Below are 14,646 nucleotides of genomic sequence, written 5' to 3' on the forward strand. Positions count from 1 at the left end.
CTCAGAAATTGTCCTTGCGCTTGCGGATCTCGGCGAAGACCTCGGCATCCCCGGCCCTTTCCATGCCCAGATGCTTGCGGATTGCCGGATCGTGCCAGCGCAGGAAGGGATTGGTCGACAGTTCCTCGCCGATCGTCGTCGGCAGTGTCGGCTTGTTGTCGACCCGCAGCGCTTCAATCCGCGCGGCGCGTTCCTTCAATGCCGAATTGGTGGGGTCGACGCTCAGCGCGAAACGGGCATTGGCGAGCGTGTATTCGTGGCCGCAATAGATTGTCGTCTCGGCCGGAAGGGCTGCGAGCTTCTTCAGCGATTCGTACATGACCGGCGGCTTGCATTCGAACAGCCGCCCGCAACCCAGCGCGAACAGCGTATCCGCGGTGAACGCGACTTTCGCTGCCGGCAGATGGTAGGAGAGATGGCCGGCGGTATGCCCGGGCGTGGCGATCACCTCGATGCGCTCATCGCCGAGATGAAGGACGGAGCCTTCTTCGACCGTTTCGTCGATGCCGGGGATTTTCGCCTTCTCCGCCTCCGGGCCGACGATGCGCAGCTTGAAGCGCTCCTTCAGCGCCAGGTTGGCCTCGACGTGATCCATATGATGATGCGTGGTCAGGATCATCGTCGGCGTCCAGCCGGTGCGCTTGATGGCGGCCAGGATCGGCGCTTCCTCGGGCGCGTCGATGATCGCGGTCTGGCCGCTATTGGGATCATGCACTAAGACGCCGAAATTGTCGGTGCGGCACATGAACTGTTCGATTTCGACCGGCATCGCGTCTCTCCATTAGAGCGCCGTGCGTCCAGCTGGACGCACAAAAGACGCTCTAACATTTTTAGTTGTTGCATCGGCCGCAGACATAGGGCGCCGCTGCGTGAATGTCATCCCGGGTGACAAAGCGAATAATCATCCTGGGATGTCAAAATGACATCCGCCGCACCGACCACTTGGGCCTTTTGTTGAATCCAGCCGATATCACGGCTACATCCCTGACATGCATTCCGACATCGTCGACCTTCGCTCCTTCTATTCGACAACGCTCGGCCGGTTCGCCGAGCGCTCGATCACCATGGCGCTGTCGTCGATATGGGCCGCGGTGCCCAATGAGCGGCTGGTCGGCCTCGGCTATACCTTGCCCTGGCTGGAGCGCTTCGGCTCCGATGCCGAGCGGGTCTTCGCCTTCATGCCGGCGACACAGGGCGCCGTGGTCTGGCCGGCGACCGGGCCGACGGCAACGGCACTGGTCTTCGACGAGGAGCTGCCGCTGGTCGATTCCTGCATCGACCGCATGCTGCTCGTCCATTCGCTCGAACATGTCGAGAACCCGCGCGAAACGCTGAACGAGATCTGGCGGGTCCTGTCGCCGGCGGGGCGCGTCGTCATCGTGGTACCCAACCGGCGCGGTGTCTGGGCGCGCTTCGAGCATACGCCGTTCGGCAACGGGCGGCCGTTCTCACGCGGGCAGCTCACCGAACTGCTGCGCGAGGCGAATTTCACGCCGGCCGCCTGGTCCGATGCCCTGTTCTTCCCGCCATCGCGGCGGCACTTCATGATGCGCTTCCACAATGTGCTGGAGCGTGCCGGCCGGCGGCTGTGGCCGATCTTCTCCGGCGTCATCGTGGTGGAAGCGCAGAAGCGGCTTTATCAAGGCGTGCCGGTGGCCCAGCGCGCATCTCGCCGCGTCTTCATGCCGGTGCTGTCGCCGCATGGCGCGACGCGGCTCGGCCGCCGGGCCGAGGGAAGGGGTGCAGCATCGTCGGCTCGGCAAGTGACACCTTCGTGATCGCAATGGAAACTTGCATCGCGCGGCATGTTTCCGACCTATCTGTCGTGCTGGGCTCGCGGAGTGCTTGAGGGCTGCCGCCGTCGGCTCTCTTCATCCGGTTTCAGCTTCGCTACTGAATGCAAGGATCTCGGCCATGGCTGATCAACTGGACAATCAGGCCACCGTTCAACCGGTCGCCGTGGCCAGCAGCCTGCGCGATCAGGTGGCGACGATCAAACGGGCGCTCATCGGATCGCCGGTTCGCAAATGGTTGCTGTGGACGTCGGCCGGCATCATGGCCGTCATCGTCGCGACGTCGATCGGCCAGGTTCTGCTCAATCGCTGGAACCAACCCTTTTACGATGCGCTCGCGCGCCGCGACATGGCCGCCTTCCTGCATCAGCTTCTCGTCTTTGCCATGATCGCCGGCGGGCTGCTGGTGCTCAACATCGGCCAGACATGGCTCAACCAGATGATCCGGCTGAAGCTGCGCGAGGCGCTGACGCTGGATTTGATCGACCAGTGGATGCGGCCGGCGCGTGCTTTCCGGCTGGCCAATGCCGGCGCCATCGGCGTCAATCCCGATCAGCGCATGCAGCAGGATGCCGCGCATCTGTCGGACCTGTCGACCGATCTTGGTGTCGGCCTGCTGCAGTCGTTCATCCTGCTCGTGTCTTTCGTCGGCGTGCTGTGGGAGCTGTCCTCGGGCTTTGTGTTCCACATTGGTGGCTTGTCGCTGGCGATACCGGGCTACATGGTCTGGGCGGCGTTCCTCTATGCCGGCACCGCCTCCTGGCTGAGCTGGCTGGTCGGCCGGCCGCTCATCCGTCTCAACAGCGACCGCTATACGCGCGAAGCGGAGCTGCGCTCCTCGATGGTGCGCGTCAACGAGAACGTCGATGCCATCGCGCTGTACCGGGGCGAGGATGACGCCAGGCGACGGCTCGAACTCGACCTTGGCACGGTGCTGGGTGCCATGCGGCGCATCTACACCGCCCAGATCAACCTGTCCTGGGTAACCGACACCTATGGCTGGATCACCGTCGTGGCCCCGATCCTGGTTGCCTCGCCGGTCTATTTCTCGGGCGATATCAGCTTTGGCGGGCTGATGATGGCGGTCGGCGCCTTCAACCAGGTGCATTCATCGTTGCGCTGGTTCATCAACAACATCGGCAGCATCGCCGACTGGCGTGCCACGCTGATGCGTGTCGCCGACTTCCGCATCGCGCTCGATGAAACCGATGTGCTGCACGACAAGGAGAAGCGTATCTCCTTCGATGAAAACGCCAATGGCAGCCTGACGTTCGAGAAACTCCAGGTGGCCTCGCCGGAGGGTTGTACGAAGCTCTCCGACCAGCATGTCGAAATCCATGTCGGCGAGCGCGTGATGATCACCGGCGAGCCCGGCGCCGGCAAGACGCTGTTCTTCCGCGCCATTGCCGGCCTGTGGCCATGGGGGGGCGGAAAGATCGGCATGCCGGCGGGAGAAGCCCCCATCTTCGTGCCTCGTGTCCCTTACTTCCCCGCCGGTACGCTGCGCGAGGTGCTCGACCATCCCTATGGTGTCGCTCCGGCAAGCGATGCCGATATTTCGGCGGTGCTTGCCGAAGTCGGCCTCGATCGGCTGTCATCCTCGCTCGACCGGTCGGCCCGCTGGGAGCGTGAGTTGGGCGATGACGAACAGCGATCGCTCGCCTTCGCCAGGCTTGCCTTGCGGAAGCCGAAATGGGTGATCATCGATGAAGCGATGGATGCGTTCGACGGCCCGTCGCTGAGGCGTGTGCTGTCGCTCATGGATAAGCATCTGAAAGGTGCCGCGATCATCAATATCGGGCGCGGCCTGCACAACAATCAGTTCTTCCCGCGTTCCCTGACGATCGTGAAGGATACCGGCGTGCCCCCGCTGAAACCCGCCCGTGTCAGGGCGGGCGCCATCGAACCGCCGCCAGTCGCCGCTCGGCGCAAGACATAGAACGGCCGGCATTCGGACTGGGCGGCCACGCCTGCCACAAGCTTTATTTCGCCGTGATCGCGAGCGAATGTCGCGATCGAAACATCGCTCGTGCTGGCCATGCTTGAGATAATGAGCCTGCTTGCCTGCCTGGCTTGCGCCGAGGCCGCCCCGGTTCCTTCGGCGCCAAATACGCTGGCCGTCGACGTCGAACTGGTGCTGGCGGTCGATATCTCGCTGTCGATGGACGAGACCGAGTTCGCCCTTCAACGCGCCGGCTATGTCGAGGCGCTGCGGCACGCCGATTTCATCCAGGCGGTCCGTTCCGGCCATACTGGGCGCATTGCGCTCGCCTATTTCGAGTGGGCCGGCACGGTGCGCGATGACGCGGTCATCGGCTGGCAGATCATCGACAGTGCGCAGAGCGCCAACAGCTTTGCCGACAAGCTTGCGGCCCGCCCTTTCCGGAGTTTCCGCGGTACCTCGATTTCGAGCGCGCTTGCTTTCGGCGCCGAGCTTTTCGACGGCACCAATTTCGCGAGCGAACGCAGCGTCATCGACATATCTGGCGACGGCCCCAACAATATCGGGCCGCCGGTCACTGTGACGCGCGATGCGGCCATTGCCAAGGGCATCGTCATCAACGGCCTGCCGATCCTGATCAAGCCATCACCGACCTTCAGCCATCTCGATCAGTATTATGCGCAGTGCGTGACCGGCGGACCTGGTTCCTTCGTGCTGCCGATCCATGCGGCCGCCGAATTCTCAACGGCGATCCGGCGCAAGCTGATTCTCGAAGTCAGCGGCATTCAGGACAAGCCCAAAATCATGCCCGCCGAGATGGACGCGCCGATCGACTGCCTTCTGGGAGAACGGGACAGGCGGTTCCTGTCGGATCCCTATTTCCCGGAACTGGACCGATAGGCCTGGCCGTGGGCCAGGCAGGCCCCTGCAACGCGCCGTACTCGATCGCTGAGCTGCCGCCAGGTCAGGCCGGTGGAATTCCAAACTTCCCACGAACTTCGTCGTAGAGGCCGCGCCGCCAGCGGCGGCCGTAGAGATAACCGGCGATCAGTTCCGGCAATGAATAACCAAGCGCGTCGGACGAGCGGTTGGCCATGTATCCAGCAAATGCCTGTGGTATCCGCCCCCGGAGAATATCGGCGATGATCTGCCGCGTGATCATAAAGGGTGGGACATGGGGGTAAGAGCGAGCGATGTGCGGGTGCTTACTCATCAGGATCGCATAGGCTTCGACATAGCCGTCCCGGCGGCCCGAAATCGAATTCTGCGAATTGTGCTTCGTCCAATCGATATCTTCCGATAATTGCGCGCCGAAGCGCTGTGCGAAGCGCAGCAGAAGCTCCCGGTCCTGCATCCGGGGAATGTCGCTGTCATAGCCGCCGATGGCCAGCAAAGCCTCTCGCCTCGCCGTTATCGCCGACCCGGCGATGAAGGCCGTCTGCGCAACCACCGCCCGCTCCAGCATCGCCGGATTGAGGAAGGCACCGCGGTTGACACAGGCGGTGCCACGGCCACCCTTCACCGAGACATATGAGGAGAGCAGGACTTCGAGCGCCGGATTGTCGTCGAACCATGCCAGCGTCCGTTCGAGCCGGTGTGGCAGGAAGAGATCGTCCGAATCAAGAAAAGTCACCACGGGCGCCCTCGCCAGCTCGATGCCGGCATTCCTGGCGGCATTGGCGCCGCGCCATTTCGCGCCGACATAGATCAGCCGAGGGTCGCGAATGCGCGCAAGCGCCGCTTCCGTCCCGTCGGTCGAGCCATCGTCGACGACGATATGCTCAAACCGCGCCATGCTCTGAGAAAGCACGCTTTCCACCGCGCGGAGCACCGTTTGGCGCCGGTTGTGAGTCGGGGTGATGACCGTGATGAGGGGCAAATGCTCCACGTCAGCTGTTTCCAGCGCGAAAATGCACTTTCCGATAGCTCTTCAGGATGGTTGAATGGATCGGACTTCCCCCTGGCTGGCCCTCATCGGGATTAAGTGCGACGCTACAAAAAACAACCTGTTATGTCACCCATTGTGCCGTCGTTCTGACGACAAGGGAATGGTGAATTCCGGCGCCTAGCGCTTCAACCGCAACACTTTTGCCACCGCTGAAATTGGCGGAAGCTCTTCGCGGTTGCGTCCATGTGGTGTTGGCCGACGGCGTGGAACATCCGCACAAGGCCACGGATGTCCTGGCATAGGAGGCCGACGGCGGCCTTATCGCTTCAACAAAAACACCGCCTGCTGGCCAAAGAAATTCCAGAACCACCAGGGCATCGACAGGCCGATCTTCTGGCCGTTGGCGTCGAGCGCGGTCGCCTTTTCCACCGTCGCGCCAAGCTCCTCGCACAGATTGACGAAGTCGCGGATGGTGCAGAAGTGGATGTTGGGCGTGTCGTACCAGGAGTAGGGCAGATCCTTGGTCACCGGCATGCGGCCCTTGACGAACAGCGACAGGCGCACCCGCCAATGGCCGAAATTGGGGAAGGACACGATCGCCCGATTGCCGATCCGGAGCAGTTCGTCGAGCACCAGCTTCGGGTTGCGGGTGGCCTGCAGGGTCTGCGACAGGACGACGAAGTCAAAACCCTTGTCGGGATAGAATTCGAGATCCATGTCGGCATCGCCCTGGATGACCGAGAGGCCGCGCGCCACGCATTCGTTGACGCCGCGCTGCGAAAGCTCAAGGCCGCGACCGTCGACCTGCTTGGTTTCCTGCAGCAATTCGAGCAGCGAGCCGTCGCCGGAGCCTACGTCAAGCACGCGCGATTGCGGCGGGATGAGGTTGGCGACGACCTCAAGGTCGACACGCTGGCTGCCATTGACGCTCATGGCTTCGCCTCCTGAGTGGCGCATGACGATGGTCCGAAAAGTCCGCAATTTTTCTGGGTCATGGCTTCGCCTTTCCGTCTGACGCATGACCGTGGTCCGAAAAGTCTGCAACATTTCGGGGTCATGCGCCGAGCCCCCTGGCGCGCGCGGCCGAACCGATAAAGCCGTTGATGGCGGCAAACAGTTCCGGTTCGTCGAGCAGGAAGGCGTCGTGGCCGCGGTCGGTCTCGATCTCGACGAAGGAAACCGAGGCACCGGCGGCGTTGAGCGCGTGCACGATCGAGCGGCTCTCTTCGGTCGGGAACAGCCAATCCGACGTGAAGGACACCAGGCAGAAGCGGGTCTTCGTGCCGGCAAAGGCGTCCGCCAGCCGGCCGCCATGGTCGGCGGCAAGGTCGAAATAATCCATCGACCGTGTCATGTAGAGGTAGGAGTTGGCGTCGAAGCGGTCGACGAAGGTCATGCCCTGGTGGCGCAGATAGCTCTCGATTTGGAAATCGGCATCGAAGCCGAAGGTCAGCGCTTCGCGGTCCTGCAGGTTGCGGCCGAATTTGCGGTGCAGGGCGGCTTCCGACAGATAGGTGATGTGGGCGGCCATGCGCGCCACCGCCAACCCCTTTTCCGGGCGCTTGCCGTGCTCGAAATATTTGCCGCCATGCCAGTCCGGATCGGCCATCACGGCCTGCCGCCCGACCTCGTGGAAGGCGATGTTCTGTGACGAATGGCGTGCGCCGGTGGCGATCGGCAGTGCCGAGAACACCCGCTCGGGATAGCTCGACGCCCATTGCAGCACCTGCATGCCGCCCATCGAACCGCCCAGCACGCAGAAAAGCTTCTCGATGCCGAAATGGTCGACCAGCATCTGCTGCGCACGCACCATGTCGCGGATGGTGATGACAGGGAGGTCGAGCCCATAGGGCTTTCCCGTGGCGGGGTTGGTCGAAGCCGGCCCGGTGGAACCAAGGCAGCCGCCGATAACGTTGGAACAGATGACGAAGAAACGGTTGGTGTCGATGATCTTGCCGGGGCCGATCAGCACTTCCCACCAGCCTGGCTTGCCGGTCACCGGATTGGTGTTGGCGACATGCTGGTCGCCGGTCAGTGCATGGCAGACGAGGATGGCATTGGAACGGGCATCGTTCAGAACGCCATAGGTCTGATAGGCGATCTGGAACGGCGACAGCACCGTGCCGGCATCGAGCTTGAGCGGCTTGTCGGGTCCGAAACGCAACACCAGGCTCGACGGATTGTCGACCTCGTTGTTGGTCCTTGCTGCGCGCAGAGCGGCCATTCCTAATCTCTCTTGCTGCATCGTTTCTTGCGAAAATCTCCGCTGATTTTCGCGGCGCCGATGCGGTCGTCCGGGCCGGTAGCGGACAATAAAAAACCGGCATTGCCTTCGCAAAGCCGGTTACGTCACGCAAACGGCCCTTTAGCGAATTGTTTAACGTGGCTGCAAGCCGACCGGCCAAATCACCACGGAACTGTCACCGCCCTTCTAGAACCCGCCCGCCTCGCCGTCAATGGCGGCGGCTGGCACTAGTGCCGCCTCTCGACATTGCCGGCCATGGCTTGTATTTCCGCAGCGGCTTCCGGATGGAGGCATTTTCGACGGATTTTGCAAGACATGAACCAGACACCGGATCAGGCACGTCCAACCCCCCGCGCGGGCATCATGGACATAGACGCCTATGTGCCCGGCAAGAGCACGGCGCCGGCCGGGGTCGCCAAGGTCTACAAGTTGTCGTCGAACGAGAACCCGCTTGGGCCGTCGCCGAAGGCGATCGAGGCCGCGCGTGAGGTCGCCGGCAAACTCGACATCTATCCCGACGGCACCGCCAGGCGGTTGCGCGAGGCGATCGCCGAGGTGCATGGCCTCAACGCGCAGAACATCATCTGCTCCAACGGTTCCGACGAGATCCTTGGCCTGTTGGCACAGACCTATCTCGCGCCCGGCGACGAGGCCATGTTCACCGAACACGCCTTCATGGTCTACAAGATCTACATCCAGTCGGCCGGCGCCACCCCGGTCGTGGTCAAGGAGACCGACGAGCGCGCCGACATCGATGCGATGCTGGCGGCTGTGACGCCGCGCACGAAAATCGTGTTCCTGGCCAATCCCAACAATCCGACCGGCACCTATGTGCCGTTCCAGGAGGTGCGTCGCCTGCATGCCGGACTGCCGAAAAACGTGCTGCTGGTGCTGGACGCGGCCTATGCCGAATATGTCCGCCGCAACGATTACGAAGCCGGCATCGAGCTGGCCGGCAGCGCCGAGAACGTGGTGATGACCCGCACCTTCTCCAAGATCGGTCTCGGCGGAGCGCGTATCGGCTGGATGTATGGTCCGATGCACATTGTCGATGCGATCAACCGCGTGCGCGGCCCCTTCAACGTCAATGCGACCGCGATCGAGGCCGGCATCGCCGCGATCCGCGACCGCGCCCATGTCGAGCGCAGCGTGGCGCATAACGAGACCTGGCTCGCCTGGCTGAGCGAGGAGATGACTGGACTCGGACTGCGCGTGACGCCCAGCGTCGGCAATTTCCTGCTCATTCATTTTCCCGACGACCAGAGGCATTCGGCGGCTGCGGCGGATGATTATCTGAGCGCGCGCGGCTATATTCTGCGGCGCGTTTCAGGCTACGGCTTTCCCAACGCGCTGCGAATGACCGTCGGTACCGAAGAGGCCAATCGCGGCGTTGTCGCCGCGCTCAAGACATTCCTGAAAAGCTAGAACGCCTGAAAAGTTACACACCATGGCATCACCGATGTTCGAAAAAATCGCGCTGGTCGGCATCGGCCTGATCGGCTCGTCGCTGGCCCGCGTCATTCGCCGCGAAGGCCTGGCTCGCCATGTCGCGATCTCGACGCGCAGTGTGGCAACGCTCAAGCGAGCCGAGGAACTGGGACTAGGCGATTCCTACACCACCGATTCCAGGGAAGCTGTGCGTGATGCCGATCTGGTCATCGTCTCGGTGCCGGTGGGCTCATCCGGTGCGGTGGCGCAGGAGATTGCGCCGGCGCTAAAAAAAGGTGCGATCCTCACCGATGTCGGCTCAACCAAGGCCTCAGTCATCGCGCAGATGCAGCCGCATGTGCCTGAGGGCGTCCATTTCATTCCCGGCCATCCGCTGGCGGGTACCGAAAAATCCGGCCCGGATGCCGGATTTGCCGACCTGTTCGACAATCGCTGGTGCATCTTCACGCCGGTGCCGGGCACCGATCCGGAGGCGCTGGAACGGCTGTCGGAATTCTGGCGCCGCTGCGGCGCCAACATCGACACGATGGATCCGCAGCATCACGACATGACGCTGGCCATCGTCTCGCATCTGCCGCACATCATCGCCTACAACATCGTCGGCACCGCCGACGACCTGGAATCGGTGACCAAGACGGAAGTGATCAAATATTCCGCCTCCGGCTTTCGCGATTTCACGCGTCTGGCCGCCTCCGATCCGACCATGTGGCGGGACGTGTGCCTGCACAACAAGGATGCCATCCTGGAAATGCTGGCGCGCTTCTCGGAAGATCTGGCGTTCCTGCAGCGCGCGATCCGCTGGGGCGATGGCGACAAACTCTTCGACCTGTTCACCCGCACCCGCGCCGTGCGCCGCTCGATCATCGAGGCGGGCCAGGATATCGACGCGCCGGACTTTGGCCGCCAGGCGGTCGAGCATCCGGCAAAGAGCTAAGCTGTTTCAGGCCAGGTCGCTGCCATCATGGCGAGCGTTTCCGCCCGATCCGGCGCGCCCAGCCTGCCGCCGAAGCGCAGGCATTTGAGCGCGGCGGCGGCACTCGCAAAGCGCAGTGCGTGCTCGATCGCCATGGCTTCCGCCAGCCCAACGGCAAAGGCGCCATGAAAGACATCGCCGGCGGCCAGCGTGTCGACCGCCTTGATCCTCGGCGCCTCGACATGGCGGGATGATCCGGCGCTTCGATCGAACCACCAGGTACCCGCCGCGCCGCCGGTGACCGCGACGAAGGCGTCGGTGCTGGAGGCGAGATCCTCGCAAGCGGTCTCCAGATCCAACGCGTGGCCGCAGATGATACGCACTGCCGGTTCGGAGGCGACGATGTGCGAGGCCAGCGGCAACAGTTGCTCCAGCACCGCCAGCGGCGCGGTATCGGCATCGAGGATAGCCGGCCTGCCCGCGGCGCGCGCCGCGTTCAGGGCAAGTGCCGCTGCACCCGGCCAGCGCACGTCGGCCAGCACGGCATCGAACGCCGTGATGTCGGGAAACGGCAAGGCTTCGGGATCAGCCTGCGCGCGCGTGTCGTAGAACGGCACGATGATACGCTCGCCATGCGCATCGACCAGGATCGAGGCCAGCGCCGAGCGTGCGCCGCTGACGCGGCGCACATGGCTGCAATCGACGCCCTCGGCCTCGATTCCAGCGATCAGCTGATCGCCGACAGGATCGTCGCCAGCACTCGCCCATAGCGATATCTCGGCGCCGAGACGACGTGCGGCGCAGGCCGCGCTCGTGGCCATGCCCGAGGCGATCTGGACGCCGTCCGAGGCGATGAATTTTCCCTGATGCGTCGGAAGCGACTCGACGCGCAGGATGGTGTCCAGCGTCAGCGCTCCAACACTCAAGAGCCTCACGGGTCTTGCCATGGGTGCTATTGCACCGGCTTGATCTTGCCCAGCGGGATAAAGCCGAGCGAGGCCTTGCCCTTGACCACCTTCAGCGGCATCGACGGCTCGCTGCCGAGTAGAGCCAGGGCGCCAAAACCTTGCTCGATCGCATTCTTCTGCTCGGGCACGGCGCCGGCAAGGATAGATGCCACGGCCTTCGGATCCTTGATCCTGATCATCAGATCGGCATCGACCAGGCCTTCTGCATCGACCGACAGCGGTCCGGAAACGGTGACACGCGCCGTCCCCGACGACAGATCGAGATTACGGATTTCGATCCTCTGGCCGCGCAGGCTTTTCACCTGCGTGCCGACCAGCGCCACGCCGTTCTTCAGTGTCACGTCGCCGCTGGCATCGAGCGCCGGCAGCACGCGCCCGCCGATCGTGTCGGGATCGATTTCAAGATCGCCAAAGCTGCCGACATAGTCGATATCCGCGCCATTCGGCTGCAACTGGCCTGATGCCTTGCCGGCACTGAACAGCTCGACTGGATCGGTATCGTCGGCCGGATCGGTCTGGCCCGACAGGCCCTCGGCCTGCAGCGCTATACGTCGCGGCAGCGGATACCACAGTTTGACGTTGGCCTGCAGATTGTCCCAGTCGATCCAGAGCGGCATCATGCCCGGGACGGAGGTTCGGAGCGGACCGCGCAGATTGGCAACCGGCGACAAGGGCTGGGCGATCTGGGCGGTGGCATTGAAGGAGCCGGCCGAGGCGGCAATGTTCTTGGCATCGTCCTCGTAGGCGAGATTGTCGCAAGAGACGGCAAAGCTCAGCGGATAGCCACTGACCTCGAGGTTGGCGCAGCCAGCCTGGATGCCGCTCTTATTGAGCGTGGCAACCGCCTTGTCGGCCTCCGACCTGACCCTGTTGGCCAGATAGAACCATCCGGCGCTGTATATGGCGAACAGCACCAGGATGAACGCGGCAAGCCACCATAGGCGGCGACGGTTACCCGGTCGGCGTTCGTCACTTGACGTCATGCTTTGGCTCTCATTAACGCATGGATGGTGTGAACGGATTCTCGATTCCGGGAACACCAGTGGACAGAGACGATAGGTAGACGGACACGAGCGGAAAAAACACCGGTTTCCGGTGCGGTGTTGCCATTCTTTTGCAATCAGGCGCGGTGATATGGGCGATTTTTGGGTGTTCGGCTACGGTTCGCTGATCTGGCGGCCCGGTTTCGCGCATGTCGAGACACGGCGTGCGCGCCTGCATGGCTACCGCCGCTCGCTTTGCGTCTATTCCTTCGTGCACCGCGGCACGCGCCAGCGGCCGGGACTGGTGCTTGGCCTCGACCATGGCGGGTCCTGCGTCGGCCTCGCCTTCCGCGTGCCCGGCGAACTGCGCGACGAGGTCATTGCCTATCTGCGTGAGCGCGAGCTTGTCACCAGCGTCTATCTCGAGCGGACGCTCAAGGTTCGTCTCGACGGCGGCGGCGCGGTCGAGGCCGTGGCCTACATCGTCGACCGCAAGCATGAGCAATATGCCGGGGCGATGGACGCGGCGGATGCAGCGGCCGTGGTGCGTGGCGCGGTCGGCCGATCGGGCAACAACGAGGACTATGTGCTGAGTACGCTGAAGCATCTGGAAGCACTGGGCATCCGCGACCACTGGCTGGAGGAGGTGAAACGGGGGATAGCGTCTTTGTGAAGCGCTGGCTCTGCGGAAAACGGTGGCCAGGGCCTTTGACCTCGATGCGGCAAGACCTAGGTTAGGCTCCGAACCCAGCCAGCGGGCGGCATCGCCCGGCCCCAATCATCACGGAGATCCGTCTTGCAGAAACGCCGTCTCGGTCGCACCGACCTTTCCATCGCGCCGCTGGTTCTGGGCGGCAATGTCTTCGGCTGGACCGCTGACGAGAAGACCTCCTTCGATCTGCTCGACCGCTTCGTCGGCGCGGGCCTCAATGCCATCGATACGGCCGACGCCTATTCGCGTTGGGTTCCCGGCAACAAGGGCGGTGAATCGGAAACCATCATCGGCAAATGGATGAAGGACCGCGGCAATCGCGACAAGGTCGTGGTGGTCACCAAGGTCGGCTCGGATATGGGGCAGGGCCACAAGGATCTGTCCGCCGCCTATATTGAAAAGGCCGTCGATGCATCGCTGAAGCGGCTGCAGACCGAATTCATCGATCTTTATCTGTCGCACTGGCCGGATCCGACGACGCCCTATGAGGAAACGCTCGGCGCCTATGAGAAACTGCTCGCCAAGGGCAAGATCCGCTATGCCGGCTGTTCCAACCTCGATGCCGGCCAGTTGCGTGCTGCACTTGACGTGGCAAGCCTGCGCGGCCTGCCGCGCTACGAGGTGCTGCAGCCGGAATACAATCTCTACGACCGCTCCTCCTTCGATGGCCCGCTGCGCGACCTCTGCGTGGCCGAGGATGTCGGCGTCATCACCTATTTCAGCCTGGCCAAAGGTTTCTTGAGCGGCAAGTACCGCACGGAAGCCGATCTTGGCCAGAGCGAGCGCGGGGAGGATGTCGGCGGCTATCTCAATCCACGCGGCACGCGCATTCTGGCGGCGCTCGACGCCGTATCCGCCAGGCATTCGGCCAAGCAGGCGGAAGTGGCGCTTGCCTGGGCCATGGCGCGGCCGGGCGTCACCGCGCCGATCGCCAGTGCCACCAAGCCAAGCCAGATGGACAGCCTGATCAGGGCGGTGTCGTTGAAGTTGAGCGCCGACGATATGGCCGAGCTCGACAAAGCCAGCGCCTGAGGGCTGCCGGCAAGACGGGACGCACGAACGTCCAAGACGATCCTCATGCCTTGCCATACCGTCCTTCGCACGGGCTCAGGGCGGAGGACCAGATGGACGGATCGCTTCTTTCGCAGCCGGAGCCTTGGCGCCAATTGCTTGCGCTGTTGCTGGCCGCCACCGTCGTCATGGGCAGCCCTGGGCCGGCGACGATAAGCGTTACCGCCGTCGGCGCCGCCTTCGGCCTGCGCGATTCGCTTCGCTACACCGGCGGCATCGTCCTAGGCACGATCGCCGTGCTGCTGGTTGTGGCGACCGGGGTTATGGCGGTGCTTGGGTCGATGCCGAAGCTGGCGCCGTTGCTGGTTGTCGCGTCGGCGGCCTACATTCTCTATCTCGCCTTCAAGATCGCCACCGCGCCGGCGCTGGCCGCACGTGCCGCCGAGGCTTCGCGCCCAACCTGGCTGGCTGGATTTCTCCTGGCGGTCGCCAACCCCAAGGCCTATGTGGCGATCGCTGCCGTGTTCGCCGGCACCTCGTCGAGAAAGGGCGATGTCGAGCTCGGCCTGTGGACGAAACTGACTGTTCTGGCGGTGATGATCGTCGTCATCCACGCCGTGTGGCTTGTTGCCGGCGCGGCGTTCGCACGCTTCCTGCGCAGGCCTGTCGCCTCGCGGATCATCAATCTGGTCTTTGCCGCGACGCTGCTGTTGACCACGGTGCTGGCTGTGTACGGTTGACG

General features: G+C 63.3%; 14 protein-coding genes and 1 riboswitch. Of the genes, 8 read left to right on the forward strand and 6 right to left on the reverse strand.

Annotated features, from left to right (window positions below):
• Position 1: 1 nt before the first annotated feature.
• The gene (gloB, locus tag EN824_RS29370; RefSeq protein ID WP_135932990.1) at positions 2–769 is read right to left on the reverse strand and encodes a hydroxyacylglutathione hydrolase; all 768 of its coding nucleotides are present in this window, start codon (positions 767–769) and stop codon (positions 2–4) included.
• A 220-nt stretch (positions 770–989) separates the two neighbouring features.
• On the opposite strand from gloB, the gene EN824_RS29375 reads away from it, so the two are divergent.
• The 3 genes from EN824_RS29375 to EN824_RS29385 all read left to right on the forward strand — a co-directional run bounded on the left by EN824_RS29375 (position 990) and on the right by EN824_RS29385 (position 4,635).
• Positions 990–1,778 (forward strand): methyltransferase domain-containing protein, encoded by a 789-nt coding sequence (locus EN824_RS29375; protein WP_127280784.1) that lies wholly within the window; start codon positions 990–992, stop codon positions 1,776–1,778.
• Positions 1,779–1,914: 136 nt separating this feature from the next.
• On the forward strand, positions 1,915–3,732 hold the full coding sequence (locus EN824_RS29380) for an ABC transporter ATP-binding protein/permease (RefSeq protein ID WP_135920163.1): 1,818 nt from the start codon (positions 1,915–1,917) through the stop codon (positions 3,730–3,732).
• Positions 3,733–3,831: 99 nt separating this feature from the next.
• Positions 3,832–4,635, forward strand: a complete 804-nt coding sequence (locus EN824_RS29385; RefSeq protein ID WP_135883494.1) for a DUF1194 domain-containing protein — start codon at positions 3,832–3,834, stop codon at positions 4,633–4,635.
• 64 nt (positions 4,636–4,699) lie between these two features.
• Here EN824_RS29385 and EN824_RS29390 read toward each other — a convergent pair whose 3' ends face one another.
• The 3 genes from EN824_RS29390 to EN824_RS29400 all read right to left on the reverse strand — a co-directional run bounded on the left by EN824_RS29390 (position 4,700) and on the right by EN824_RS29400 (position 7,847).
• Entirely contained in the window at positions 4,700–5,623 is a 924-nt protein-coding gene (locus EN824_RS29390; protein ID WP_135932991.1) for a glycosyltransferase family A protein, read from the reverse strand.
• Positions 5,624–5,941: 318 nt separating this feature from the next.
• Entirely contained in the window at positions 5,942–6,556 is a 615-nt protein-coding gene (gene metW / locus EN824_RS29395) for a methionine biosynthesis protein MetW (RefSeq protein ID WP_135932992.1), read from the reverse strand.
• A 121-nt stretch (positions 6,557–6,677) separates the two neighbouring features.
• Positions 6,678–7,847: a homoserine O-acetyltransferase gene (locus tag EN824_RS29400; protein ID WP_127872217.1), complete on the reverse strand. Its 1,170-nt coding sequence runs from the start codon at positions 7,845–7,847 to the stop codon at positions 6,678–6,680.
• 121 nt (positions 7,848–7,968) lie between these two features.
• A riboswitch (SAM riboswitch) is annotated at positions 7,969–8,046 on the reverse strand.
• 137 nt (positions 8,047–8,183) lie between these two features.
• Here EN824_RS29400 and hisC point away from each other — a divergent pair.
• Positions 8,184–9,293, forward strand: coding sequence for a histidinol-phosphate transaminase (gene hisC / locus EN824_RS29405; RefSeq protein ID WP_127278632.1), 1,110 nt, complete (start codon positions 8,184–8,186; stop codon positions 9,291–9,293).
• 22 nt (positions 9,294–9,315) lie between these two features.
• Entirely contained in the window at positions 9,316–10,251 is a 936-nt protein-coding gene (locus EN824_RS29410) for a prephenate/arogenate dehydrogenase family protein (protein ID WP_189343785.1), read from the forward strand.
• Here EN824_RS29410 and EN824_RS29415 read toward each other — a convergent pair.
• Positions 10,248–11,177, reverse strand: coding sequence for a sugar kinase (locus EN824_RS29415; protein ID WP_127278634.1), 930 nt, complete (start codon positions 11,175–11,177; stop codon positions 10,248–10,250). The two genes, EN824_RS29410 and EN824_RS29415, sit on opposite strands and share 4 nt — an antisense overlap.
• Before the next feature lie 5 nt (positions 11,178–11,182).
• Complete coding sequence (locus tag EN824_RS29420) at positions 11,183–12,181, reverse strand: DUF2125 domain-containing protein (RefSeq protein WP_127278635.1); 999 nt, start codon at positions 12,179–12,181, stop codon at positions 11,183–11,185.
• Between the two features lie 151 nt (positions 12,182–12,332).
• Between EN824_RS29420 and EN824_RS29425 the strand changes: the two genes are divergently transcribed.
• From EN824_RS29425 to EN824_RS29435, 3 genes are all read left to right on the forward strand, one after another.
• Positions 12,333–12,854 (forward strand): gamma-glutamylcyclotransferase, encoded by a 522-nt coding sequence (locus tag EN824_RS29425; RefSeq protein ID WP_127278636.1) that lies wholly within the window; start codon positions 12,333–12,335, stop codon positions 12,852–12,854.
• 123 nt (positions 12,855–12,977) lie between these two features.
• Positions 12,978–13,925 carry an aldo/keto reductase gene (locus tag EN824_RS29430; RefSeq protein WP_127872218.1) on the forward strand — a complete coding sequence of 316 codons (948 nt, stop codon included), beginning with the start codon at positions 12,978–12,980 and terminating at the stop codon, positions 13,923–13,925.
• 92 nt (positions 13,926–14,017) lie between these two features.
• Positions 14,018–14,644, forward strand: a complete 627-nt coding sequence (locus tag EN824_RS29435) for a LysE family translocator (RefSeq protein WP_127280818.1) — start codon at positions 14,018–14,020, stop codon at positions 14,642–14,644.
• Positions 14,645–14,646: the final 2 nt, after the last annotated feature.

Source organism: Mesorhizobium sp. M8A.F.Ca.ET.181.01.1.1 (genome assembly GCF_004792025.1).
Taxonomy (GTDB): Bacteria; Pseudomonadota; Alphaproteobacteria; order Rhizobiales; family Rhizobiaceae; genus Mesorhizobium.